Origin of the sequence: Levilactobacillus sp., assembly GCF_022646225.1 — a bacterium.
In the GTDB taxonomy this organism is placed as follows: domain Bacteria; phylum Bacillota; class Bacilli; order Lactobacillales; family Lactobacillaceae; genus Levilactobacillus; species Levilactobacillus suantsaiihabitans.
Window position 1 is genome coordinate 67006 of sequence record NZ_JALCJA010000005.1, and the last position, 22325, is coordinate 89330.

General features: G+C 53.3%; 24 protein-coding genes and 1 other RNA gene. 21 read left to right on the forward strand and 4 right to left on the reverse strand.

Annotation, left to right across the window (positions count from 1 at the left end; all coding sequences use genetic code 11):
• The first annotated feature begins 95 nt into the window (after window positions 1-95).
• Window positions 96-998, forward strand: coding sequence for a 3-hydroxyacyl-CoA dehydrogenase (locus LKH74_RS09145; protein ID WP_287708394.1), 903 nt, complete (start codon window positions 96-98; stop codon window positions 996-998).
• Window positions 999-1719: 721 nt separating this feature from the next.
• Here LKH74_RS09145 and nrdF read toward each other — a convergent pair.
• The 3 genes from nrdF to LKH74_RS09160 all read right to left on the reverse strand — a co-directional run bounded on the left by nrdF (window position 1720) and on the right by LKH74_RS09160 (window position 5251).
• Window positions 1720-2715 carry a class 1b ribonucleoside-diphosphate reductase subunit beta gene (gene nrdF / locus LKH74_RS09150; RefSeq protein ID WP_135367501.1) on the reverse strand — a complete coding sequence of 332 codons (996 nt, stop codon included), beginning with the start codon at window positions 2713-2715 and terminating at the stop codon, window positions 1720-1722.
• Between the two features lie 34 nt (window positions 2716-2749).
• The gene (nrdE, locus tag LKH74_RS09155) at window positions 2750-4915 is read right to left on the reverse strand and encodes a class 1b ribonucleoside-diphosphate reductase subunit alpha (protein ID WP_287708393.1); all 2166 of its coding nucleotides are present in this window, start codon (window positions 4913-4915) and stop codon (window positions 2750-2752) included.
• Between the two features lie 108 nt (window positions 4916-5023).
• The gene (locus LKH74_RS09160) at window positions 5024-5251 is read right to left on the reverse strand and encodes a redoxin NrdH (protein ID WP_135367499.1); all 228 of its coding nucleotides are present in this window, start codon (window positions 5249-5251) and stop codon (window positions 5024-5026) included.
• 199 nt (window positions 5252-5450) lie between these two features.
• Between LKH74_RS09160 and LKH74_RS09165 the strand changes: the two genes are divergently transcribed.
• From LKH74_RS09165 to tsaD, 16 genes are all read left to right on the forward strand, one after another.
• Window positions 5451-6053, forward strand: coding sequence for a class I SAM-dependent methyltransferase (locus tag LKH74_RS09165; RefSeq protein ID WP_287708391.1), 603 nt, complete (start codon window positions 5451-5453; stop codon window positions 6051-6053).
• Window positions 6054-6077: 24 nt separating this feature from the next.
• Complete coding sequence (gene tadA, locus LKH74_RS09170) at window positions 6078-6629, forward strand: tRNA adenosine(34) deaminase TadA (protein WP_135367497.1); 552 nt, start codon at window positions 6078-6080, stop codon at window positions 6627-6629.
• Between the two features lie 22 nt (window positions 6630-6651).
• An RNA gene (ffs, locus tag LKH74_RS09175) (signal recognition particle sRNA small type) lies at window positions 6652-6738 on the forward strand.
• 926 nt (window positions 6739-7664) lie between these two features.
• Window positions 7665-9413, forward strand: a complete 1749-nt coding sequence (gene dnaX / locus LKH74_RS09180; RefSeq protein ID WP_287708390.1) for a DNA polymerase III subunit gamma/tau — start codon at window positions 7665-7667, stop codon at window positions 9411-9413.
• Between the two features lie 21 nt (window positions 9414-9434).
• The gene (locus LKH74_RS09185; RefSeq protein ID WP_125575629.1) at window positions 9435-9752 is read left to right on the forward strand and encodes a YbaB/EbfC family nucleoid-associated protein; all 318 of its coding nucleotides are present in this window, start codon (window positions 9435-9437) and stop codon (window positions 9750-9752) included.
• A gap of 21 nt (window positions 9753-9773) precedes the next feature.
• Entirely contained in the window at window positions 9774-10373 is a 600-nt protein-coding gene (gene recR, locus LKH74_RS09190) for a recombination mediator RecR (protein WP_135367494.1), read from the forward strand.
• A 13-nt stretch (window positions 10374-10386) separates the two neighbouring features.
• Complete coding sequence (locus LKH74_RS09195; RefSeq protein ID WP_135367493.1) at window positions 10387-10638, forward strand: YaaL family protein; 252 nt, start codon at window positions 10387-10389, stop codon at window positions 10636-10638.
• Between the two features lie 537 nt (window positions 10639-11175).
• A complete protein-coding gene (tmk, locus tag LKH74_RS09200) occupies window positions 11176-11820 on the forward strand; it encodes a dTMP kinase (RefSeq protein WP_287708389.1) in 645 nt (214 codons plus the stop codon).
• A 27-nt stretch (window positions 11821-11847) separates the two neighbouring features.
• Window positions 11848-12177, forward strand: a complete 330-nt coding sequence (locus LKH74_RS09205) for a cyclic-di-AMP receptor (protein WP_135367491.1) — start codon at window positions 11848-11850, stop codon at window positions 12175-12177.
• A gap of 9 nt (window positions 12178-12186) precedes the next feature.
• Window positions 12187-13200: a DNA polymerase III subunit delta' gene (holB, locus tag LKH74_RS09210; protein ID WP_287708388.1), complete on the forward strand. Its 1014-nt coding sequence runs from the start codon at window positions 12187-12189 to the stop codon at window positions 13198-13200.
• A gap of 29 nt (window positions 13201-13229) precedes the next feature.
• Entirely contained in the window at window positions 13230-13568 is a 339-nt protein-coding gene (locus LKH74_RS09215; RefSeq protein WP_167850134.1) for a DNA replication initiation control protein YabA, read from the forward strand.
• Between the two features lie 11 nt (window positions 13569-13579).
• A complete protein-coding gene (rsmI, locus tag LKH74_RS09220) occupies window positions 13580-14461 on the forward strand; it encodes a 16S rRNA (cytidine(1402)-2'-O)-methyltransferase (RefSeq protein WP_287708387.1) in 882 nt (293 codons plus the stop codon).
• A 5-nt stretch (window positions 14462-14466) separates the two neighbouring features.
• Complete coding sequence (locus LKH74_RS09225) at window positions 14467-15213, forward strand: acyl-[acyl-carrier-protein] thioesterase (RefSeq protein WP_287708386.1); 747 nt, start codon at window positions 14467-14469, stop codon at window positions 15211-15213.
• Window positions 15214-15364: 151 nt separating this feature from the next.
• A complete protein-coding gene (gene tsaB / locus LKH74_RS09230) occupies window positions 15365-16090 on the forward strand; it encodes a tRNA (adenosine(37)-N6)-threonylcarbamoyltransferase complex dimerization subunit type 1 TsaB (RefSeq protein WP_287708385.1) in 726 nt (241 codons plus the stop codon).
• Window positions 16074-16664: a ribosomal protein S18-alanine N-acetyltransferase gene (rimI, locus tag LKH74_RS09235; protein WP_135367485.1), complete on the forward strand. Its 591-nt coding sequence runs from the start codon at window positions 16074-16076 to the stop codon at window positions 16662-16664. The genes tsaB and rimI overlap by 17 nt, the downstream gene beginning before the upstream one ends.
• A 709-nt stretch (window positions 16665-17373) precedes the next feature.
• Window positions 17374-18417 (forward strand): tRNA (adenosine(37)-N6)-threonylcarbamoyltransferase complex transferase subunit TsaD, encoded by a 1044-nt coding sequence (gene tsaD, locus LKH74_RS09240; RefSeq protein ID WP_287708384.1) that lies wholly within the window; start codon window positions 17374-17376, stop codon window positions 18415-18417.
• Window positions 18418-18574: 157 nt separating this feature from the next.
• Here tsaD and LKH74_RS09245 read toward each other — a convergent pair whose 3' ends face one another.
• On the reverse strand, window positions 18575-18871 hold the full coding sequence (locus LKH74_RS09245; RefSeq protein ID WP_135367483.1) for a Dabb family protein: 297 nt from the start codon (window positions 18869-18871) through the stop codon (window positions 18575-18577).
• 161 nt (window positions 18872-19032) lie between these two features.
• Here LKH74_RS09245 and LKH74_RS09250 point away from each other — a divergent pair, with 161 nt between their 5' ends.
• The 4 genes from LKH74_RS09250 (at window position 19033) to LKH74_RS09265 (ending at window position 22260) form a co-directional block, all read left to right on the forward strand.
• Window positions 19033-19899 carry a LysR family transcriptional regulator gene (locus LKH74_RS09250; protein WP_287708383.1) on the forward strand — a complete coding sequence of 289 codons (867 nt, stop codon included), beginning with the start codon at window positions 19033-19035 and terminating at the stop codon, window positions 19897-19899.
• Window positions 19900-19975: 76 nt separating this feature from the next.
• A complete protein-coding gene (locus LKH74_RS09255) occupies window positions 19976-20512 on the forward strand; it encodes a MerR family DNA-binding protein (RefSeq protein WP_287708382.1) in 537 nt (178 codons plus the stop codon).
• A gap of 14 nt (window positions 20513-20526) precedes the next feature.
• Complete coding sequence (locus tag LKH74_RS09260) at window positions 20527-21384, forward strand: aldo/keto reductase (protein WP_135367480.1); 858 nt, start codon at window positions 20527-20529, stop codon at window positions 21382-21384.
• A gap of 12 nt (window positions 21385-21396) precedes the next feature.
• Window positions 21397-22260, forward strand: coding sequence for an aldo/keto reductase (locus tag LKH74_RS09265; RefSeq protein ID WP_287708380.1), 864 nt, complete (start codon window positions 21397-21399; stop codon window positions 22258-22260).
• Window positions 22261-22325: the final 65 nt, after the last annotated feature.

A 22325-nucleotide genomic window follows, 5' to 3' on the forward strand; every position in this document is an offset into this window, starting at 1 on the left:
GGTTCCCCTAACTAGGTAGGGTTAATTGTTACCGACCTGAGAGGTGCGTATGCTGGGAAGCATGTAGTAGGCTAACAGCGGGGAGGATGACACGCATGAAGTTTAAGAAAATCGTCGTGGCCGGGGGTGGCTCGCGCGGAAGTCAGATTGCTTATCAAATTGCCTATCGGGGATTTCAGGTCGTCATTGAAGACGTTGATGCGACGGCGATTGCGGCGACTAAACGGCGGCTGGCCCAGTTGAATCTGGACTACGCCCATCAGTTCAACGCAACGCCGGCGGTCATCTTCGACACCAACGCGCGCATTGATTTTGCGACGGACCTGGAAACGGCGGTGGAGGACGCTGATTTGATTATCGAGGCGCTCCCCGAGGTGGCGGCGACCAAGAATATCTTTTATACGGAACTGGCCCAGGTGGCCCCCGAACAGGCCATCATCGCGACTAATTCGGCGACCATGTTACCCAGCCGATTTGCGGCCATCACGGGGCGCCCGGCGAAGTTTCTCGCCATGCATTTCGCAGACCACCTGTGTACCCACGGCTTAGCCGAAGTGATGGGCCATGCTGGCACCGATGCGGCAGTCTTTCGCCACGCGTGTCACTTCGTGCGGCAGATTGGTTTGGTGCCAATTGCCATTCATCGTGAAACGCCGGGGTACGTGCTGACGTCGTTGCTCCTGCCCTTCGTGAACACGGCGCTGACGCTGTGGCTCCACGACGTTGCCGACCCGCAAACCATCGACCGGGCCTGGATGATTGCCACTCAGTCACCGATGGGCCCGTTTGGCATGCTCGATGAGATTGGCCTGCGCCAGGTCTATCACCTGTTGTTGGCGGCCGGCCGTGAGCCGGGGAAGGGCGACCTGGTCGATGTGGCTCACAAGCTCAAGCGCGAGCTCCTAGACCATGATAAATTCGGCGAAGAAAATCGCCAAGGCTTCTACACGTATCCGGCCCCGGCCTTTACGACAGCCAAGTTTCTGACGGCGGGGTAAGCCCCAGCGACGGCGATTACCCTGAATCTTACACCAATACTTGAGAATTTCAAGTGAACGGTGGCCGTAAATTTAATTGGTGTGTTGATTGCCGGAACAGCAGTGTTTTGACACCTAGGATTGGCGAAACCAGGTGCCTGCGTCAGGCTAGGGTAGGGCCTGCTCTGGGGAACACCTCCAGCCTGAGGGGCGGTCTTCCGGCTCGCTTGAAAGCCTGGAAAAATCCGCCAGTCTCTCAAGTCGTCCCGTGCTGTAGGCTGAGACAAAAACTCAGCCAACACCGCCGACCCAGCTGGCGCCATCCTGGCTGACTCCGGCAAGTTGACGGCTATCAGTAACACTGTGTTAATGATAGACTAGTCGTCAACGCAGCTGCTATCTGGGGTTAAGGCAACTGTTACTGACAAGCACTACCGTAGCCGAGAGTTTGCCAAATATGGGTTCAGCCGTGGGAGTTTCCTTAGCGGCGTGGTTCTTGCCGCTTAGGAAACTGGCGTCTTTGAGACGTGGTTTTCGGCTCAAAGCGAGGCGTCGAGACCGTCCTTCGGCTCGACCCGTCCGCCCCAGCGTTCCAACCCATATTTGGCGAACGGTAGGCGGCCAGTTCCCATTATGACGCGGTCAGCAACTAATCCTAACATCACGAGTCAGAACGACAAAAGGGCCTGGGAGCAAAAATCTTCCCAGGTCCTTTCGTATTCATTTAAAATGACTGACGCGGTTACTTGCTAGGGTCGTCCGGATCGGCGGGTTCACCGATGTTGTAGTCGTCGCTGCTCATAGCTTCGACGTTCCCCAGCAGATAGCCGTTACCGACCTGCGAGAAGAAGTCATGGTTGGCTGTTGAGGTGGAGATGCCGTTCATAACCACGGGGTCGACGTCCTCGGCCGTGTCGGGGAAGAGGGGATCTTGCCCCAGGTTCATCAGGGCCTTGTTGGCGTTGTAACGAATAAACGTCAAGACCTTGTCTGACCAGCCGATTTGGTCATAGAGGGTGTGGGTGTATTTTTCTTCGTTGTCGTACAACTGGTAAAGAAAATCATACATCCAGTCCTTCATGGCCTGCTGCTCGTTGTCGGTCAGTTCCTTCATGCCCAGTTGGAACTTGTAGCCGATGTAGGTGCCGTGGACGGATTCGTCCCGTAAGATCAGCTTAATGATTTCGGCCACGTTGTTGAGCTTGTTGTGCCCCAGGTAATACAGCGGCGTAAAGAAGCCGGAGTAGAACAGGAAGGTTTCCAAGAAGACACTGGAAATTTTCTTCTTCAGGGGATGCTCATCATCGTGGTAGAGGTCGTAGATGCGCTTGGTCTTATTTTGCAGAAATTCTTCGGAATCACTCCATTGGAAGATCTCGTCGATTTCATCCGGCGTATTTAACGTGGAGAAAATCGTGGAGTAACTCTTAGCGTGAACGGATTCCATGAATTGAATGTTGTTTAGGACCGCCGTTTCGTGCGGGGTCCGGACATCGCGGCGTAACGCTGCCATCCCGTCTTGAGACTGCAGGGTATCCAGTAAGGTCAGCCCACCAAAGACGTGCCCCACGACCCACTGGTGGTCGGTGTCTAACGTCCGCCAGTCATCCAAGTCGTTGGAAACGGGAATCCGGGTGTCCAACCAAAATTGTTCGGTCAGCTTTTCCCAGGTCGCTTTGTCGATCTCGTCTGAGACCTGATTCCAATTGATTGCGTTATAATTTTCAGTTCGTGCCAATGACAACCGCTCCTTTTTTATTGACTGGTGACCGCTAAATGACGCAGCTTTCACACTGGTTGGCGCCGACTTCGTTGTTGTCGTCGGTGAAGGTCCGCACGTAGTACAGTGACTTGATGCCCTTGCGATAAGCGTAGTTGCGCAGAATGCTCAGGTCCCGCGTCGTCATTTTATCGGTCCGGCCATCTTTCCATTCATACAGGCCAGCGGGAATCGTCGAGCGCATGAACAGTGTCAGGCTCATCCCCTGGTCGACGTGCTTTTGGGCCGCGGCGTAAACGTCGATGACCCGGCGCATGTCGGTATCATAAGCGGATTTGTAATACGGCATGGTGTCGTTGTCCAGGTAAGGCGCAGGGTAGTAGATTTTCCCAATCGTCTTTTCTTGGCGCTCCTCAATCCGGTTGATGATGGGGTGTAGGCTCGCCGTGGTGTCGTTGATGTAGGAAATGGACCCGTTCGGCGCAACGGCCATCCGGTTTTGGTGGTACAGGCCATCGCGCATGACGTCGGCCTTCAAGGCAGCCCAGTCCTCCGGAGAAGGTAGCCAGATGTTGGCAAAGAGGCCCTGGACCTTTTCGCTAGTTGGCCGCCAGTCAGTTTCGGTGTAGCGGTCGAAGTAGGTCCCGGAAGCATAGGTGCTCTTCTCAAAGTTGTGGAACGTTTCGTGGCGTTCCTTGGCGATTTGATTGGAGGCCTTGAGCGTCCAGTAGTTCAGTAACATGAAGTAAACGCTGGTAAAGGCAATGCTGTCCTTGGAGCCGTACATCATGTGGTTCTTGGCAAAGTAGCTGTGTAAGCCCATGGCGCCCAGGCCAATCGTGTGGGCTAGCTGGTTGCCCTTTTGAATCGATGGGACCACGTCGATGTCGGAATGGTCGGTCACAAAGGTCAGTGCCCGGACCATGGTCTCAACGGAGTGGCCGAAGTCGGGGGCTGCCATCAGGTTGACGATGTTGGTGGACCCCAGGTTGCAGGAAATATCAGTTCCCTTTTGAATGTATTCTTGTTGGTTGTTCACGGTCGATGGCGTTTGGACCTGCATGATTTCGGAGCACAGGTTACTCATGACGATGCGCCCATCAATGGGGTTTTCGCGGTTGGCCGTATCAATGTTGACGATGTAAGGGTAACCGGATTCTTGTTGGAGCTTGCCAATGTCCGTTTCTAGGTCACGGGCCTTGAGTTTCTTCTTACGGATGTCCGGGTTGGCGACCATGTTGTCGTATTCCTTCGTGATGTCGACGTAGGCAAATGGCTTGCCGTAGATGCGTTCCACGTCGTAGGGACTGAATAGGTACATGTCCGCGTCGGCGGCACACAGCTCGTAGAACTTGTCGGGCACCGTGATCCCAAGAGACAGCGTCTTCAGCCGAATCTTTTCGTCGGCGTTTTCCTTCTTGGCACTCAAAAAGGCGACGATGTCGGGATGGAAGACGCTGAGGTAGACCACGCCGGCCCCTTGCCGTTGGCCCAATTGGTTGGAATAAGAAAAGCTGTCTTCCAGCAACTTCATGACGGGGACGACCCCAGAAGCGGCGCCCTCGATGTGTTTGATGGGGTCACCGGCGCCCCGCAAATTGGATAGGCTGATGCCGACCCCGCCACCGATACGGGAGAGTTGGAGCGCAGAGTTGATGGTCCGGCCAATCGTATTCATGTCATCGGTCGACTGGATCAGAAAACAAGAGACCAGTTCGCCCCGCCGCGAACGGCCGGCATTAAGGAAGCTGGGCGTCGCCGGTTGGTAACGCTGGTGGATAATTTCGTCAGCCAGGTCATGGGCCAGTTGTTGGTCACCGTCCGCAAAATCTAGGGCGTTCATGGCGACCCGGTCGATGAAGTTTTCCAAATAGTAGTCGTTGTCGTCGGTCTTCAGGGCATATTGCGCATAAAATTTGTACGCTGCCATGAAGGATTTAAAATGAAAATTTTGGGCCCGTAAGTAGGCGTAAAGGTCCTCGATAAAGGCCATTGGGTAGGCGTCGATAACATGTTTTTCGACGTAGTTGTTGGCAATCAAGTAGTCAAAGCGTTCCTGTAACGACGCAAAGGTCTTGGTGTTGGGGATGACATTTTCCTTGAGGAAAGCCTGCAAAGCCTCCTGGTCCTTGTTCAACGGAATCTGACCGTTCACGGGGATGTTGATCTCGTTATTTAAATCATAATACGTGACGTCGGTTAGGTCTTTTAAACTCATACTAGTCAACTCTTTCTAGGTTAGAATGCGCAAGTGTCAAATAAAAATGGCGCCACCGTGTAAACCACGACATCGCCAAAAACGAATGGGAACCAACTCAAAAAGAGCTTAGCCCGCAATTTGCGTTAATTGATCCGGCCGGAAGCCATAAAAGGCAGGGTGACCGGAAGCCTCAACGACGGGAACAGCTTGGAACCCTTGCTCCTTGAGGTATGTCACATATTCGGGATTCTGGTTAATATTGCGTTCTTCAAATTCCACGTTGTGTTCACTCAGAAAACGCTTCGTCATCTTGCATTGCATACAGTTGTTCTTGGAATAAACCGTTACTTTCATTGTTGCCACTTCCTCATCAAATTCAATCTCGATGAGTACAGTTTACACCAGTCAGCGAAAATTACAATGAAAAAAGACACCATATTTGGTAGTTGATACATACAATAACTACCAAATATGGTGTCTCAGCGAATAATCTTTTTTTATTAGCCACCACGAGGTATCTACGGTAAAATAAGAGATAAAGGTGGCGGAGAAATTGACTAATCACTATTATACACAAAATCCAGACGTTTTACACGAGGAACATCATTGGCCGTTTACCCTCTTAGGCAACGAATTGTTGTTTACCACCGACAACGGTGTTTTTTCCAAAAACAGGGTGGACTATGGCTCACGCGCATTGCTCAACGCGTTTAACGCGGATAAGACCCCAGCGGGCCCGTGGTTGGACCTGGGTACCGGATACGGCCCAATCGGCCTGGCACTAGCTAAGAAGTGGCCTGAACGGCAGGTCACGATGGTCGACGTCAATGAATTGGCGCTAAGTTTGGCGCGGCAAAATGCGGCGGCCAATCAAATCGACAACGTCGACATCAAGACTTCCGACGTCTATGCCAACGTCACGGAGCGTTACGCGGCTATCGTTACGAACCCACCAGTTCGGGCCGGTAAACAGGTCGTGACGGCTATGTTGACGGGGGCTAAGGAGCACTTGCTCCCGGGCGGCACGTTGACGGTGGTCCTGCAAAAGAAGCAGGGGGCGCCGTCCGCAGAAAAGACCATGCAAGCCACGTTTGGTAACTGTACCAACATTAAAAAGGACAAGGGCTATTACATTTTAGAGAGTACGCTCGCCTAACGAACAGGAAAGGAAGGGGTCTGGATGCGAGATCAGCACTATACGGGGCGGCAACGCCACTATATGGAAGAGGCCCTCTTCGAAGCAGACCAGGCGGCCCTGATTGGCGAGGTCCCCATCGGCGCGGTCATCGTCCACGACAACCAAATCGTGGGGCGGGGGCACAACCTGCGGGAACACGGCAACGATGCCACCATGCACGCGGAGATTCGGGCAATCGAAGAAGCCTGCGGGACACTGAAGAGCTGGCGGCTGGAAGAGTGTCAACTGTACGTGACGATTGAGCCGTGCCTGATGTGTAGCGGCGCCATCATCAATTCGCGGATCCCGGAAGTCTTTTATGGGGCGCGTGACCCCAAGGCTGGTGCGGTCGACAGCCTCTACGAAACGTTGACGGACAGCCGGTTGAACCACACGGTCACGGTCCACGAGGGGCTCTTGGCCAAGGACGCCGGTGAACGGATGGTCCGCTTCTTCAAGGCGGCGCGCGTGCGGCAAAAGGCCCGTAAGAAGGCCAAACGCGCCGCGGCGCAAGCACAAACTGAGAAGACGCTAGACAACCAGAAAAAAGCATGATACACTAGTACTTGCCGTTAAGGCCTTGAAGCAAGGGTGGGCTTACGAATCGTGTCAGGTCCGGAAGGAAGCAGCACTAAGTTCGTTTCGCTTTGTGCTTCAAGTTTATGAGATATTAACAACTCCTAGTCGTTGGACTGGGAGTTTTTTGTTGAGAGTGGGTCAAAAGGCGATTAGCCGGCGAGCATTAAGGCTGATAACCGAATAATCCTGGGCTTGGATTGTTTGGGTATCAGGTTTTAGCGGCACCGGCTGCCTGTTGGCGTACGCTTCAGCTATGTGAAGGTGAAGGAACGAGCTTGGGAGGTTTTGTCCAGGCTCGTTTTTATGGTGATGTGGCTAAGACAGATGTCTGCCTGACTCCGGCGAGATAAATGGCATTGGGGAATGAGAGATTTCGTGATTAACTTTATTAACGGCATAAATGAGCTAACGTAGAAGTAATCAATCGACGTGACAATTATGACAGCGTTTAGTCATTCGCTGTGGGCCGTTGACAGTTTTGATTATTTATATGGAAGAAACGATGATGTTTTTCTTGGGAATTATAACCACTGGAGGCTGATTGATCGGTGTCCGGTCGTTGCTGGCAGCCGCAGGCAACTGGCTTGGCTAGTATTAGTAAGTAATGGATGACGTCAAGATTTGGCCTTAACTAAGCGTGATGGTCTCCCGTCACGTGTTAGCCGGGAGTGGAGCGAAACTAGGCTCAGCCGGGGAATTTGCCAGTGGTCTTTGCTGGCAAATTGGTGACTTTGAGACAGCGAACTTCTGGCTCAAAGCAAGCACCGAGACCGGGCTTTGGCTCGGGGCGGTCCTCCCCCCCCAGCGTTCCGGCCTAGCTTTCGCGCAACGGGAGGCGGCTAGTTTATTCACACCGGATTAATTTTGCGTAAATCTGCTAGTCAATCCGTGACAGCGACCACTGAAAAAGGCTATAATATTAATCAGCGAATTTAACTTAGGAACAGACGAGGGCGCAGGAATTGCTTCACGAACTGCGCCGCAAAAATGTAAACGAAAGGAACGGATTGCATGGCTTATCAAGCACTTTACCGGGTTTGGCGGCCCCAACGGTTTGAGGATATGATTGGGCAAGAAGTCATTACCCGGACCTTGAAGAACGCCATTACGACGAATCAGATCAGCCACGCCTATCTTTTTGCGGGACCCCGGGGAACCGGGAAGACCTCGGCAGCCAAGATTTTTGCCAAGGCCATCAACTGTCATCACCAAACGGACGGTGAGCCCTGCAATGAATGTGAGACCTGTAAAGCCATTACGGCCGGGACCTTGAACGATGTCATTGAAATCGATGCCGCTTCCAACAACGGGGTCGAAGAGATTCGGGACATCCGCGACAAGGTCAAGTACGCGCCCACGGTGGCCGATTACAAGGTCTACATCATTGATGAAGTGCACATGCTGTCGACTGGTGCGTTCAACGCCTTGCTGAAGACGCTGGAAGAGCCCCCGGCCAACGTGATCTTTATTCTGGCGACCACGGAGCCGCACAAGATTCCCGCCACGATTATTTCGCGGACGCAACGGTTTGATTTCAAACGCATCGCGGCTAGTGACAGCTACAACCGGATGATCTACATCTTGGATCAAAAGGGTGTGACCTACGATGAGCAGGCCGTCAAGGTGATTGCCAAGGCGGCCGAAGGGGGTATGCGGGATGCGTTGAGTATCCTCGACCAGGCGTTGTCGTTTGGCGACAATGAAATTACCCTCGACAACGCGTTGCTGGTGACCGGGAGCGTGACACACGAGCTGCTGGCCACCTACGTGCAACAGGTGCTGGGTGGCGACACCAAGGCGGCGCTAGCGACCCTGCAATCCGTGCTGGAAGCCGGTAAGGACGCCGAACGGTTTACCGAAGACCTGATCAGCTATGCGCGTGACCTGTTGCTCTATCAACAGGCACCACAGCTAGTTGAAGAAGCCGAAATGGGCAGTGTCAGCGACGACTTTCAACAGTTGGCCAAGCAGACGCCCGCCCAAACGATGTACGCGATGATCAACGAATTAAACGCCATCCAGCAACAGATGCGTTTCACCACGCACCCGGACGTTTATTTGGAAATCTTGACCATCAAGTTGGCTGAAATCGGCCGGCAAAAGGGCGCCACGCCAACGGCTGCACCAGCGGCACCGAACGCCGCGGCCGCGACGCCGAGTGCACCGGCGGCCAGCTCGTCGGCGTTGACGGCCTTGCAACACGAGGTCGATCAACTCAAGTCGACGGTTAAGCAACTAGAACAAGCGCCAGTGGCGGCCAAGCCAGCCGCAAAGCCGCGGGTCACGAAAAAGGCGCCGGCTAAGGAAGTCAATTTGGCCAAGATCTATCCGGTTTTGGGCGCGGCGACGCGCGAGAAGCTCAACCAACTCCAGGAAGTCTGGCCCGACGTGTTGAATAGCCTGTCGATCACGCAACGCGCGGTCATGAAGGTGTCGCAACCGGTCGCCGCGGCCGACTCCGGGGTAATCGTGGCGTTTGACTACGCTTTCTTGTATCAACGCGCGACGTCCGATCACGAGCTGACGGATGCGCTTGAAAACGGCCTGGACCGGATGATTGGCACGGCGTTACCCGTCGTGTTTGTGCCCAAGGAGGACTGGCCCGTGATCCGGAAGAATTATTTGACGGCGCACAAGGATGAGCTGCAGAATAATCATGCCGGGGATGCGGAACAGCCCGCCAAACCAGCGGCCAATCCGGTCGTGACGAAGGCCGAAGAATTATTTGGTAAAGATATTGTGGATGTTAAAGACGATTAAACCTTGAAAGGATGACGAACAATGCGGAACATGGGAAATATGGGTAGTATGATGAAACAAATGCGGCAAATGCAAAAGAAGATGGCGGAAGACCAAGCGAACTTGAACGCGCAAACCTTCACCGGTGTCTCACCAGATAGCATGGTCCAAGCCACGTTTACTGGGGAACGGAAGATGACCGACCTGACGATCAAGCCAGAAGCCATCGACCCCGATGATCCTGACATGTTGGCCGACTTGGTCTTAGCCGCGGTCAACGATGCGTTGGACCAAGTTGAAACGGCAACGAAGCAGTCCTTAGGGAAGTACACGCAAGGCATGAACATTCCGGGGATGTAATTTAGAAAGGACGTTGGGACCATGCAGTATCCAGAACCCATTGCGCAGCTGATCGACAGCTACATGAAGCTGCCCGGTATTGGGCAAAAGTCAGCGACGCGGCTGGCCTTCTTCACGATTGATATGCAAGAAGATGACGTTAAGGCATTTTCCAAGGCGCTGGTCTCAGCTAAAAAGGACCTACATTTTTGCTCGATCTGTGGCAACATCACGGAGAGTGACCCGTGCACCATTTGTACCGATAAGACGCGTGACCAAACGCACGTGTTGGTGGTCGAACAGGCCAAGGACATCATGGTCATGGAAAAGATGAAGGAATACCACGGCCTGTACCACGTCTTGCACGGGGTCATGTCGCCGATTGAAGGCAAGGGGCCCGAGGACTTAAACATCACCAGCCTCATCAACCGGCTCCAGAGCAATCCGGCGATTAAGGAAGTCATCATTGCCACCAACGCCACGCCGGAAGGGGAAGCCACGGCCATGTACCTGTCACGGCTGATCAAGCCGGCGGGCATCAAGGTGACGCGCTTGGCTCACGGCCTGTCCGTCGGCAGCGACATTGAGTACGCCGATGAGATGACCCTGTTCAAGGCGGTTGAAGGCCGGACAGAAATGTAAGGAGGGACTTTGCATGTTTGGAAAAAAGAAACGCCAACTCCCTCGCTTAAAGGCGGCCTACGATGAACAGCTCTTGTTGACCATCGACGACGCCAAAGATCGCTGGGATCACGCCAAGCAAACGGAAGAAGCCATTGCGGACGCCGACAATCAAATGACGGCTAATACGGCGCTGGCTCGGCAGACCTACCTGTTCTTGTACCGCGAAGCACGGCGGCGCCAGGTAAAGGGCAAGCACATTTCCGCGGCGGTGTTCCGCGATTAGCTAAATACCAAGGAGGGGCGGACTGGAAGTGGTTTCTGGTGCGCCTTTTGCTTGTGGTCACGCACTTGGTGACCTGCTTGACAAAACGGGCGGGAAACCGGCGCGGCGATAGACATCAATTCTGAATTCAAGTACAATATAACTATCAAACTAAAGATTGATAGGCAAAAATCAGCTAATGATGTGGTTGAGAGTGATGGGCCCTAATTTCAAAACGGAAGCTGTCCGCCTACCGTTCACCAAATACGAGTTGGAACGCGGTGAGCGGACTGGACCGAACCGAGTCTGAGAAACGGTCTCGGCCTCGCTTTGAGCAGGTAACCCACAGCTGAACCCATATTTGACGAACTCTTGGCTACAAGATTGATGGTCAGTAATAATGGGGTTAACCTTTGATGGCAACCCATTTGGCACCTGACTGGTGGTGACGTAGGCTCCTGGTTTCGCTAACTTTAGCGGATAGAATACTGTCTTTCCGGGAAGCAGTACGTTAATTTTGCTTTCAATCTTTAGTATCAAACAAAAATGGGGTCGAGTATGTTGTCAGGAACGTTTATTAGTTTTGAAGGACCCGACGGCGCCGGGAAAACCAGCGCGTTGCAGGCCATTACCGCGGAGATTGCGCCCGCTTTAGGCGACCGGTTGACGATCACCAGAGAACCTGGCGGCAATCCGATTTCTGAGAGTATCCGGTCGATCATTTTGGACCGCGCCAATACGGCGATGGATTACCGTACGGAAGCGCTCCTGTACGCGGCAGCGCGCCGGCAGCACTTGGCCCAGACGATTCTTCCCGCTTTAGCGGCGGACAAATTGGTCCTGTGTGACCGCTATGTCGACAGCTCGGTGGCCTACCAAGGTGCTGGCCGAGAAATCGGGGAAGCAGCGGTCGCTAAAATGAATGAATTTGCGACGGACGGGCTGTTGCCGGAACTGACGATTTATTTTGACGTGCCGGCTGAGGTCGGCTTGCGGCGGATTCAAGCGCACCGTGACCCCACCAAAGTCGATCGGCTGGATGTTGAACAGACGGCCTTTCACGACCGGGTGCGGGCGGCTTATTTGAAACTCCAGGCCGCACACCCCGACCGCATCAAATTAATCGACGCCACCCAGGACCCGGCCACCGTGGTCGCGCAGTCGTTGGCGTTGATCAAACAGACCGCACCCGCTTACTTTTAACACCGGCATAAAGGGAGGAAACCCAGTATGAAATTATTAATCGCCATTGTTCAGGATAAAGACGCGAATCGCTTGAGTAATCAATTTATCGACCACGATATTCGCGCAACCCGCTTGTCGACGACCGGGGGCTTTTTAAAGTCCGGGAACACCACGTTTATGATTGGTCTCGAAGACGAACGGGTCGACGAGGTCTTGAACATGATCAAGGAAGCTAGCCACACCCGGCAGCAGTTCATGACGCCGCCCGTTAATTTGGATGCCCAATTGGACAGCACGTCGGCTTACCCGGTCGAGGTGCAAGTCGGCGGCGCCACGGTGTTCGTGATGCCCGTGGAGCAGTTTCATCAGTTTTAGGGGGTCAAGATGAGCGAAGAATCCGTGGTGGCCACGGCCCAACGGCTGCAGCCGCAACTCGTGAGCCACTTTATGCAGTTAATTCAATCGAACCACTTGGCGCACGCGTACCTGTTTAATGGCGCGGATGGGACCGGGCGGCAGGAAGTCGCGCGGACCGTCGCCATGCGCTTATTTTGCCAAAACGTGACCGACGATGGCTTGCCCTGTGGGCAGTGTCCGGAATGCCGGCGTATCATGGCGGGCGACCATCCCGACGTGGTCAGCGTCGTTCCCGATGGCCAACGGATCAAGGTCGACCAGGTCCGCTACCTCAAGGCGGAGTTCACCAAGAGTGCGGTCGAAGGCAACCAGAAGATTTTTATCGTAGACCAGGTCGACCGGATGACGACCGGTGCGGCCAACAGTCTGTTGAAATTCATCGAGGAGCCCGTGGGCAACACGGTGGCGCTGTTACTGACGGCCAACAAGAATCTCATCTTGCCGACCATCTTGTCGCGGACCCAGATCGTTGACTTCATTAAGGTGGCGCCGCAAGCTCTAACTACGGCGTTGGCCAAAGCGGGCATCGTGCCCAGCCAACGCTACTTATTGACGACGTTGACAGAGAGTGTCAGTGCCGCGCAGGAATTAGTGGCCGACGACTGGCTAGCCAACGCGCAAACGGCGGTCGGCCAATGGTTTACGGCCTGCTGTGACCGCGACGAACGGGCCTTTGTCCGGGTTCAAACGGAACTGGTGCCGTTGGGCAGCAATCGGGACCGCCAAGGCGTGGTCTTGGACATGGTCGTTCAGGTCTGGCACGACGCCTTGCGTCAACAGGCCAATGCTATCGACCCGACCGACTTGGCTTACCCGCAAGTGGCATCAGTCAGTCAACGCGTCGCCCACCAGTTATCGATTGACCGGTTGGTGACGATCATGACCGAAACCTTGGCGACCCGCGGGCAATTGGCGGGAAACCTGAATTTTCAAGCAATCTTAGAAGCCTTAACGTTACAGATTCTGGCGCAGATGCGCTAAGACTAGTTCGCATGGGAGGGGTGGCAACTTTGGATAAGGAAGAAGTTTACGATCAGTTCAAGAGTCTTGAGGGGCAGCTACAACAGATGTTGGCCCAATTTTCCGACCTGCAAACGCAGATGACGCAGGTGTTCGAACAAAACGCTGAATTGGAAATCGAGAATCAACATCTGCGCGAGTTGGTCCGGGAATTACAAAAGACGTTGCCGGAAGACCCGGAGACCCCCCAAGGCCTCTCGAAGTCCCGGCAGATTCTGGAAAAACTTTACGAGGAAGGCTTTCACGTGTGTCGGGAATTTTACGGCACCCGCCGCAAGCAAGACGAAGAGTGTGCCTTTTGCCTGGAAGTTATTTATCGCGATCAGTAGGAGGCAACTTAATGGAACGAACACGCAGTTTTAAAACCGAGGCGCAGGGGCACCTATACCTGGTTCCCACGCCCATCGGCAATTTGGATGACATGACTTTTCGGGCGGTGAAGACCCTTCAGGCCGTGGATTTGATTGCTGCCGAGGATACGCGTAACACGCAGAAATTATTAAATCATTTTGATATTACCACCAAGCAGATCAGCTTTCATGAACACAACACTCAGGAACGGATTCCCCAGTTGGTGGCCAAACTCCAACAGGGACTAGACATTGCCCAGGTCAGTGACGCGGGGATGCCGTCCATTTCGGATCCCGGTCACGAATTGGTCAACGCCTGCATCGCGGCCCACATTCCGGTGGCACCGCTCCCTGGGGCCAATGCCGGATTGACGGCGTTGATTGCGTCGGGATTGGCGCCGCAGCCGTTTTATTTCTACGGCTTCTTGGACCGGAAACCTAAGGACCAGCGTGCCGAAATTGAGGGCTTGGCCCAACGGCCGGAGACCTTGATCTTTTACGAGGCCCCGCACCGTTTAAAGAAGACGCTGCAAAACCTGGCCACGGGGTTCGGCGATGACCGGCCCGCCGTTTTGTGTCGGGAACTGACGAAACGCTACGAAGAATTCTTGCGCGGCACGTTAGCGGAGCTGGCCGACTGGGCCGCCACCGATACCGTCCGCGGCGAATTCGTGGTCTTAGTCGGTGGTAATCCCGCTCCGACCACGACGGCGACCACGGCCGTTGACCTCAGCGAACCCGTTGAAGTACAGGTCGACCGCTTGATTGCGGCGGGGGAGAAACCCAACGCGGCCATCAAGGAAGTCGCCAATTTGCGCGGCGTCAAGAAACAAGCAATTTATAATACTTATCATCATTTAGACAAGGAGTGACCCAGGTGGCTGCTAATGAATTTTCCGAACCACACCGGGTCGTCTACTACGAAGCGGACGACACCGGCCATTTAACGCTCGCCATGCTGATCAACCTGTTCGTTTTGGTCTCCGAGGACCAAAATGCGGCGTTGGGGTTGACCACTGAATTTGTCCAATCTCATGGCGTTGGCTGGGTCGTGACCCAGTACCACCTGCAGATCAGCACGCTGCCGAAGACCGGCGATCAGGTCCAACTGAAGACCCGGGCCACGTCTTACAACAAATACTTCGCCTATCGCGAGTACTGGTTGCTCGATGAAGCGGGTAAGCAATTGGCTTATGGCGAGGGCATTTGGGTCACCATGAGCTACGCCACCCGAAAAATTGCGACGATTCCTGCCGAGGTCATGGCGCCTTACCAATCCACGCAGTCCGTACGGCTACCGCGGCTGCCACGGCCGGACCGCCTGACGGAGACGGCCGACCTGCCGACCAAGCCATACACGGTCCGTTACTTTGATATCGACGGCAACGGTCACGTGAACAACGCCCACTACTTCGACTGGATGCTCGACGTGTTGCCTGCGGACTTCTTGCGGGACCATCAGCCCGCCGACGTGCGCATCCGGTTTGAAAATGAAGTGACCTACGGCGAACCGGTCACCAGTAGCTACGAACAAGCCACCGACCCGTTGACCTCGCAACACCTGGTCCAACGTGATGACGTGGTGGCGGCCAAGGCGACCATTCAGTGGCAGGCCCGGACGTAGTTTTCAACAGATTAAGCAGGTAAGGTGTCGCCAGTGGCCTTTTGTGGTAGTATATTAAACTGATAAAGACAGTAAACGGCTACCACGACCGGGACCACCAACACGATGAGTCCGACCTGGCGACCTAAAATGAAAGGGAACGCAAGCAAATATGAAGATTTTAGCAATTGATACATCGAATCGCCCCTTAAGCGTGGCCGTCTTGGACGACGACACGGTCCTGGCGGCCATCACGGTCACCGTTCACCAAAAGCACGCGGAATACCTCTTGCCCGAGATTGAGCGCCTATTGGCGATGGCCGACCTGAAGCCCACCGATTTGGACCGGGTCGTGGTCGCGGCGGGTCCTGGCTCATACACTGGCATTCGGATCGCCGTCACCACGGCCAAGACCTTGGCGGCGACCTTAGACATCGACCTGGTCGCCGTTTCCAGTCTCGAAGCGTTAGCGGCCAACGTCCCGGTCGAGGGGGCCTTAGTGGCACCGCTATTTGATGCCCGTAACCAAAACGTGTTCGCCGGGTTGTACCGCATCTCCGGTGGCGTGCCCACGCCCGTGATTGCGGACGCGCACACCAACATCACCGATTTCTTAAAGGCAGTCACGGAATACGCTGAACCGGTCTGGTTCTTGGGGGATGCCAATCACTTTGCGGACCTGATCAACACCACCGTTTCAGCCGCCACGCCGCGCATCAGCCCCTGGTTGAACCTGCCCCAAGTGGCGACGATTGGGCTGCTGGGCCAGCAGTTGGACCCCGTGGCCGACGTGGACCGGTTCGTCCCCAATTATTTACGTCTGACCCAAGCCGAGGCCGAATGGCAGGCTAAGAACCCAAACAAGAAGGATACCGAATCATATGTTGAAAAAATTTAAAATCTGGTATAAAAATATCTTTGGCAGCCGCCGTGAACTGGTGCGTGAAGAGGCGATGGACGTGAAAAACCACCGGGTCGATATCCGGGAGGTCACGTACTTTGTAGCCAAGGCCCTGTTCACCGACATCCCGGAAATGATCGAGATCGAGCGGGCGGTCTATGCCGGCAAGGCCCCGTGGGATTCGACGGCCTTTGCCAATGAATTGCGCCGCGAAAAGGACCGGCTGTACCTGGTTATTCGCAAGGAAGACAAGCTCCTGGCCTTTATCGGCAGTACGTTTGACGAACGGACCCGCGACGCGCACATCACCAACATCGCGGTCGTTCCGGAGTACCAAAACCGTGGCCTGGGCCGCTTCCTGCTGGAAACCATGATCAAAAAAGCCCGGAAGTTGAATTACAAGTCAGTTAGTCTAGAGGTGCGGGTCTCCAATCAAAATGCCCAGAAGCTCTACCGCGACTTGGACTTTGAACAAACGGGGATCAAGCGGGGGTACTACTTCGGTGACCATGAAGACGCTGCGGACATGACGCTGTATTTGGCTGAAGATTCGGCTGCGGATGACGAGTAGGCGCTTCGCCGCTCGTTTTTTTCGTGACCTGACAGCTAAATGGCGCTAACCAGTGCCTGCGGCTGCCAGGGGTTCTGCCTGCTATGAATCTGGTAACTGTCCGCCTACTGCGGCATACCAGATGCGTCGGTACGCTGTGGGCGGACGCGCCGAGCCTGAAAGACGGTCTCGGCACTCGCTTTGAGCCGAAGTCCGCGTCTCAAAGACGCCATTCTCCTAAGCGACCCCGCCACTAAGGAGAGTCCCACGGCTGAACGCAGCTGGTGCGCCGCTCACGGCCACGGTTGTGCTGGTTCAGCAGCATCGCCCGTCAGCCCGTGACCGCGGTGACGATTGGCAACCAGGCACGTTGTCGGCCAACTGTCCGTCAATACGAATTGTGCTGTGTAAGTAAGCATGCAGAAAGTTAAGCGGGGGAGCGTCACAAGAAAATACTAGATTGGGGTAAACGTGTTGTTTTGCAGACCACCAATCTCAGCCGAGAGTGGAGCGAAAGCCAGGCTCAGCCGGGGAATTTGGCAGCGATTTTGGCTGACAAATTGGTGACTTTGAGACGTGTTTTTCGGCTCAAAGCAAGGGACGAGACCGGTCTTTGGCTCGGCCCGTCCTTCCCCAGCGTTCCAGCCTGGAATTTCGCGCAACGGTAGGCGACAAATACGGACATTATCATTGAGAAAAACAAAAACAAGGATCAAGAATTTTAAAGGGAGTGAGTCCAACGGAAAAGCGAAATTTAATTTTAGCGTTTGAGTCAAGTTGTGACGAGACGAGTGTCGCGGTCATTGAGGACGGGCATAAGATCTTGTCCAACATTGTCGCGACCCAAATCAAGAGTCACCAGCGGTTTGGCGGCGTTGTGCCCGAAGTGGCCAGTCGGCACCATATCGAAGAAGTGACGTTGTGCATCAAGGATGCCTTGGATGAGGCGCAGGTGACCTACGACGACTTGGATGCCGTGGCGGTCACCTATGGTCCGGGGCTGGTCGGCGCATTGTTGATTGGGGTCACGGCCGCTAAGACGGTGGCCTTTGCCCACAACCTGCCGCTGATTCCCGTGAACCACATGGCGGGGCACATTTACGCGGCCCGTTACGTGGAACCCATTGAATTTCCGGCAATGGCTTTGCTGGTGTCCGGGGGGCACACGGAACTGGTGTACATGCCAGCCGAAAATGAATTTGAAATTATTGGCGAGACCCGCGACGATGCCGCTGGGGAGGCCTACGACAAGGTCGGCCGGGTCATGGGGGTCAACTATCCTGCCGGCAAGACTGTCGACGAATGGGCCCACCAAGGCCACGACACGTTCAATTTCCCGCGGGCCATGGAGAAAGATGATAACTTTGACTTTAGCTTTAGCGGGTTGAAGAGCGCCTTCATCAACACGACCCACCATGCGGACCAAATTGGCGAGACGTTGAATAAACAGGACCTCGCTGCCAGTTTCCAACAGGCCGTGGTCGACGTATTGGCCGAAAAGACGCAGCGCGCATTGGCCGACTACCCAGTCAAGCAGTTGATCTTGGCCGGTGGGGTCGCCGCCAACCGTGGCCTGCGCGAACGTTTGGAACACGACCTGGCCAGCAACCCCGTTACCCATCTAGTCAAGGCACCATTGAATTTGTGTGGCGATAATGCCGCCATGATTGGCGCCTTTGCTTACGTGGCTTACCAACACGGCGTCTTTGCGGATGCGACGTTGAACGCAGACCCGAGTTTAGAGTTTGATTGGGTGGCGGATCCGGTTAAATAAAATAAAAAGATGGTTTCATCCCGAGTTGAGATGAAGCCATCTTTTTTTGGCCATTTTAGGGGTCACCCACCAACGTGATGCGCTGGCGAGTTTGCTGTTCCAGGATATTCAAGGTGGTGTAGCCGATTGAACGATACGGCGTTGATAGATTAACGATTTAATAACTGATTTGTGATAAGACGAAATTGTCGGTTCTAAAAACCTCACCAGCGGCCGCACTGACCTTTTGGTGCGCATCACTGGCAAGCAAGCGCTCGAAACTAGCCTGGTCGGCGACGTCGATTACCATGCTGACGGTGTCGGCACTACCTGCCCAGCCCAACGAGCGGCCAACCGTCAGGGATTGAATTTCTGGGACCGTGTCTTTCATGGCGCGCATATCTTGAATGGCTTGTTCGACGCGGGCAGCTGACACACCGGGTTTAATCGTGGCGATAAAAATGTGTTTGATCATGATTTGATTCCTCCAAGTTCATGGGTAGTGGTTAAGCATTGCCATTAGTTTAAACGAAAAACCATTAAGTTGAAAATGCTTAATTTCTTAGATTAGTTATTCGTATTTTGTATATCTATGCTAAAATATGGCTAAATAACCCATGAAGGACGTGAAGATAAATGGATATTCGGGTGCTCAATTACTTTTTAATTACGGCGCGTGAAGAAAATGTGACGCGGGCGGCGGCCTTACTTCATATGACCCAACCGACCTTGTCGCGACAGTTAAAGGGGTTGGAGGCTGAGCTGCAAGTCGACTTGTTTCGCCGGAGTAATCATAGTATTTATCTAACGCGAGAGGGCTTGCTCTTTCGTCGGCGGGCCCAGGATATGGTGAATATTTTAGAACGGGCGCGAGACGAGCTACAAGAAAAGCAAGAACTTGCGGGGACGATTGCCATTGGCTGTAGTGAACTTCATAGTATGGCGGAAGTCGCGAAATTAATTGATGCGTTTCAAGAGCAGCATCCCCAAGTCAAATTTAACTTGAGAAGCGGTAATAATGACGACATTAAAGGTTGGATTGAGCAGGGCGTTTTAGACTTGGGGTTACTCATCGAACCGGTTGAGATTGGTAAATATGACTTTGTTCGTCTGGAGAGCCAGGAGGAGTGGGGAATCTTAGCGCATCAGGACTCAAAATTTGCGAGCTATGATGCCATTCGCCCGGGCGATCTGGTTGGTACTCGCGTTATTACGATTGCCGATCGGGTGGTTCAAAATGAACTCGTCAGCTGGTCGGGAGATTACGCAGTCAAGATGCAGAATAAGGCCCGTTACAATCTGCTTTATAGTGCGGCGATGCTGGCGCAACAAAACCACGGGGTCGTGATTTGTTTAAAGCTCAATCAGACCTTCGACCACTTAACTTTTGTGCCATTAGAGCCGGCGCTAAGATTAGATTCAGTATTAGCCTGGCGAGGTCAGCAGCCACATTCGGCGGCGACAAAAGCATTTATTGAGTTTATCCGCCAAGAAGAAAACTAAGGGTTACTGGGGAGTGGGACAGGCGTGTAAGTGCTGCTGAACTCAGAGCCCAGCTCAAAAAGGGGACCATCCAAGAATGATGCAATTTCTTGGGTGGCCCCTTTTTAGATATTTAAAATATGTATTTCTAAATGAACAAAATAAGCATTTAACATATCTGAAAAATCGCGATACACTACAGTCATCGATTAGCAAGGGCATCACCACTGATGAGTTTGCTAAGCGAGAGAATTTTGAGCAATTAGCTGTTCAGGAGAAGGCGGTGAGATTAGTGAACCGAGATGATGTTCAGGCCAAGTATCATTTTCCCAGTCAACTTTTGTCGGATTATGAATCCTGGCGAGTGAAGCAGTTTGCAGGTCAGTTAGCACCGGCCTATACGCCGACTGATATTGAAGCGTTGCGGTTGATGCTTCGGCTGCAACAAATTGGATTTTCATCACATGACATTGAAGATTTTTTGGCGCTTAATCTGCGGAAACAGGGCCCGCCTGCCGAGTTAATTGCGATGCTAACGCAGCATCGGCAAGAACGGTTAGCCGCGATTCACCACTACGAGCGACAGATTGCTGGGATTGACTATTTAAGATTTCAACTGACCGAAAATCACTAAAGGAGATTATTAAAATGGAATTTACTACTTTAAATAATGGAATCAAAATGCCTAAGTTAGGCTTGGGCGTCTTTCGGGTAACGGATTTGGCCGAAGCCGAAGAGGCGGTTTATCAAGCCATCAAGTTGGGCTACCGATTGATTGATACGGCTGCCGCGTATGGTAATGAACAAGCGGTTGGGCGTGCCATCAAGCGTAGTGGGGTTGACCGGTCGGAACTCTTCGTGACATCAAAGCTGTGGCTGACCGACAACTCTTATGAGGGGGCCCAACGAGGTCTCGAACGGTCTTTGACGAATTTGGGATTGGATTACTTAGATTTGTATTTAATCCATCAACCGGTAAGTGATTATTATGGTGCTTGGCGCTACCTGAGTGAAGCCTATCGTGCCGGCAAGGTTCGGGCCATTGGGGTCGACAATTTCACCCAACAAAAATTGGTTGATCTCATTAATTTCACGGACGTTAAGCCGGCCGTGAACATGATTGAAGCCAACGTCTTTAACCAACGTGAGGCGGACCAACAAGCCATGATCGATTATGATGTTCAAATGGAAGCCTGGGCACCGTTCTCTTCGGGGAATCATCAGGTATTTGAGCTGCCAGAATTAAAGGAAATTGCGCAAGCTCACGGTAAATCGACGGCCCAAGTGATTCTTCGCTGGTTGATGCAACGCGACATCGTTGCCATTCCCAAGAGCGTCCACGTTAACCGGCTGAAGGAAAATCTGGCTATCTTTGATTTCGAGTTACGCGACGATGAAATGGCTAAAATCGCGACATTGAATACGGGCAACGGGTTCAACATGCCGGAAGATGCCAAAGGCTTTCAAGCCATGTTAGACATGTCAAAGCAATTTTCAGTAGAATAGGAGCGAATTATTATGGATATGACTTCAACTTATACATTAAACAATGGATACAAGGTCCCAGTAGTCGGCTTCGGTACGATTATTCCGGACGGCCAAGAGACCGTGACGGCAGTTAAACAGGCGATTAAAAATGGGTATCGGCTGATCGATACGGCTGAAATCTACGGCAATGAAGTGAGTGTGGGTCAGGGGATTCGTGAGGCAATGGCCGAAAACAACCTCCAACGGGAAGATATTTTGGTTAGTACGAAAGCCTGGCACAGTCATCGGGGCTATCAACAGACGTTACAAGCATTCAATGCGTCGTTGGACAAGTTAGGGTTGGACTATGTGGATATTTACCTCATTCACTGGCCGGCTAATGCCAAATGGCATGACGATTGGCGCGAACTAAACGCTGATACTTGGCGTGCCTTGGAAGAGCTGTATCGTGCTGGTAAGATCAAAGCCATTGGCGTTTCTAACTTTTTGGCGCATCATCTGAAGGCACTGGTCGAGGATAGTGAGATTAAGCCTATGCTGAATCAAATTGAATATCACCCTGGCTTTGCCCAGACGGCAGCGGCTGAGTATGCCCAGTCCCAAGACATTCAGGTCGAAGCCTGGAGTCCCTTCGGTGGACCAGACAGCAACGTCTTACAAGACGCGACGGTTAACGAGATCGCCCAAAAATATGGCAAGCAACCCTCACAAGTGATTTTGCGGTGGCTGATTCAAAAGAACATTATCCCTTTGACCAAATCGACCAGTGATGCGCATATGCAGGCGAACTTGGATGATTTCGATTTTGCGTTGACGTCGGCGGAGATGCAAGCCATCGACGAAGCCCCGTACAGTGGCGGATTCCAATTCGATCCGGACACGGCCAGATCATAAGGGTTCAGGCCAGCAGAAACCAGAGTCACAGTGGTACAGTAAACCTAAAACTGGATGTTAGGAGA

Coding starts and splice junctions, on each gene's coding strand:
- LKH74_RS09145 (WP_287708394.1), top strand. CDS start 96: ATGAAGTTTAAGAAAATCGTCGTGGCCGGGGGTGGCTCGCGCGGAAGT.
- nrdE (WP_287708393.1), bottom strand. CDS start 4,915: ATGAGTTTAAAAGACCTAACCGACGTCACGTATTATGATTTAAATAAC.
- LKH74_RS09160 (WP_135367499.1), bottom strand. CDS start 5,251: ATGAAAGTAACGGTTTATTCCAAGAACAACTGTATGCAATGCAAGATG.
- tadA (WP_135367497.1), top strand. CDS start 6,078: ATGCGAGATCAGCACTATACGGGGCGGCAACGCCACTATATGGAAGAG.
- dnaX (WP_287708390.1), top strand. CDS start 7,665: ATGGCTTATCAAGCACTTTACCGGGTTTGGCGGCCCCAACGGTTTGAG.
- LKH74_RS09185 (WP_125575629.1), top strand. CDS start 9,435: ATGCGGAACATGGGAAATATGGGTAGTATGATGAAACAAATGCGGCAA.
- recR (WP_135367494.1), top strand. CDS start 9,774: ATGCAGTATCCAGAACCCATTGCGCAGCTGATCGACAGCTACATGAAG.
- LKH74_RS09195 (WP_135367493.1), top strand. CDS start 10,387: ATGTTTGGAAAAAAGAAACGCCAACTCCCTCGCTTAAAGGCGGCCTAC.
- tmk (WP_287708389.1), top strand. CDS start 11,176: ATGTTGTCAGGAACGTTTATTAGTTTTGAAGGACCCGACGGCGCCGGG.
- LKH74_RS09205 (WP_135367491.1), top strand. CDS start 11,848: ATGAAATTATTAATCGCCATTGTTCAGGATAAAGACGCGAATCGCTTG.
- holB (WP_287708388.1), top strand. CDS start 12,187: ATGAGCGAAGAATCCGTGGTGGCCACGGCCCAACGGCTGCAGCCGCAA.
- rsmI (WP_287708387.1), top strand. CDS start 13,580: ATGGAACGAACACGCAGTTTTAAAACCGAGGCGCAGGGGCACCTATAC.
- tsaB (WP_287708385.1), top strand. CDS start 15,365: ATGAAGATTTTAGCAATTGATACATCGAATCGCCCCTTAAGCGTGGCC.
- rimI (WP_135367485.1), top strand. CDS start 16,074: ATGTTGAAAAAATTTAAAATCTGGTATAAAAATATCTTTGGCAGCCGC.
- LKH74_RS09245 (WP_135367483.1), bottom strand. CDS start 18,871: ATGATCAAACACATTTTTATCGCCACGATTAAACCCGGTGTGTCAGCT.
- LKH74_RS09250 (WP_287708383.1), top strand. CDS start 19,033: ATGGATATTCGGGTGCTCAATTACTTTTTAATTACGGCGCGTGAAGAA.
- LKH74_RS09255 (WP_287708382.1), top strand. CDS start 19,976: ATGATGCAATTTCTTGGGTGGCCCCTTTTTAGATATTTAAAATATGTA.
- LKH74_RS09260 (WP_135367480.1), top strand. CDS start 20,527: ATGGAATTTACTACTTTAAATAATGGAATCAAAATGCCTAAGTTAGGC.
- LKH74_RS09265 (WP_287708380.1), top strand. CDS start 21,397: ATGGATATGACTTCAACTTATACATTAAACAATGGATACAAGGTCCCA.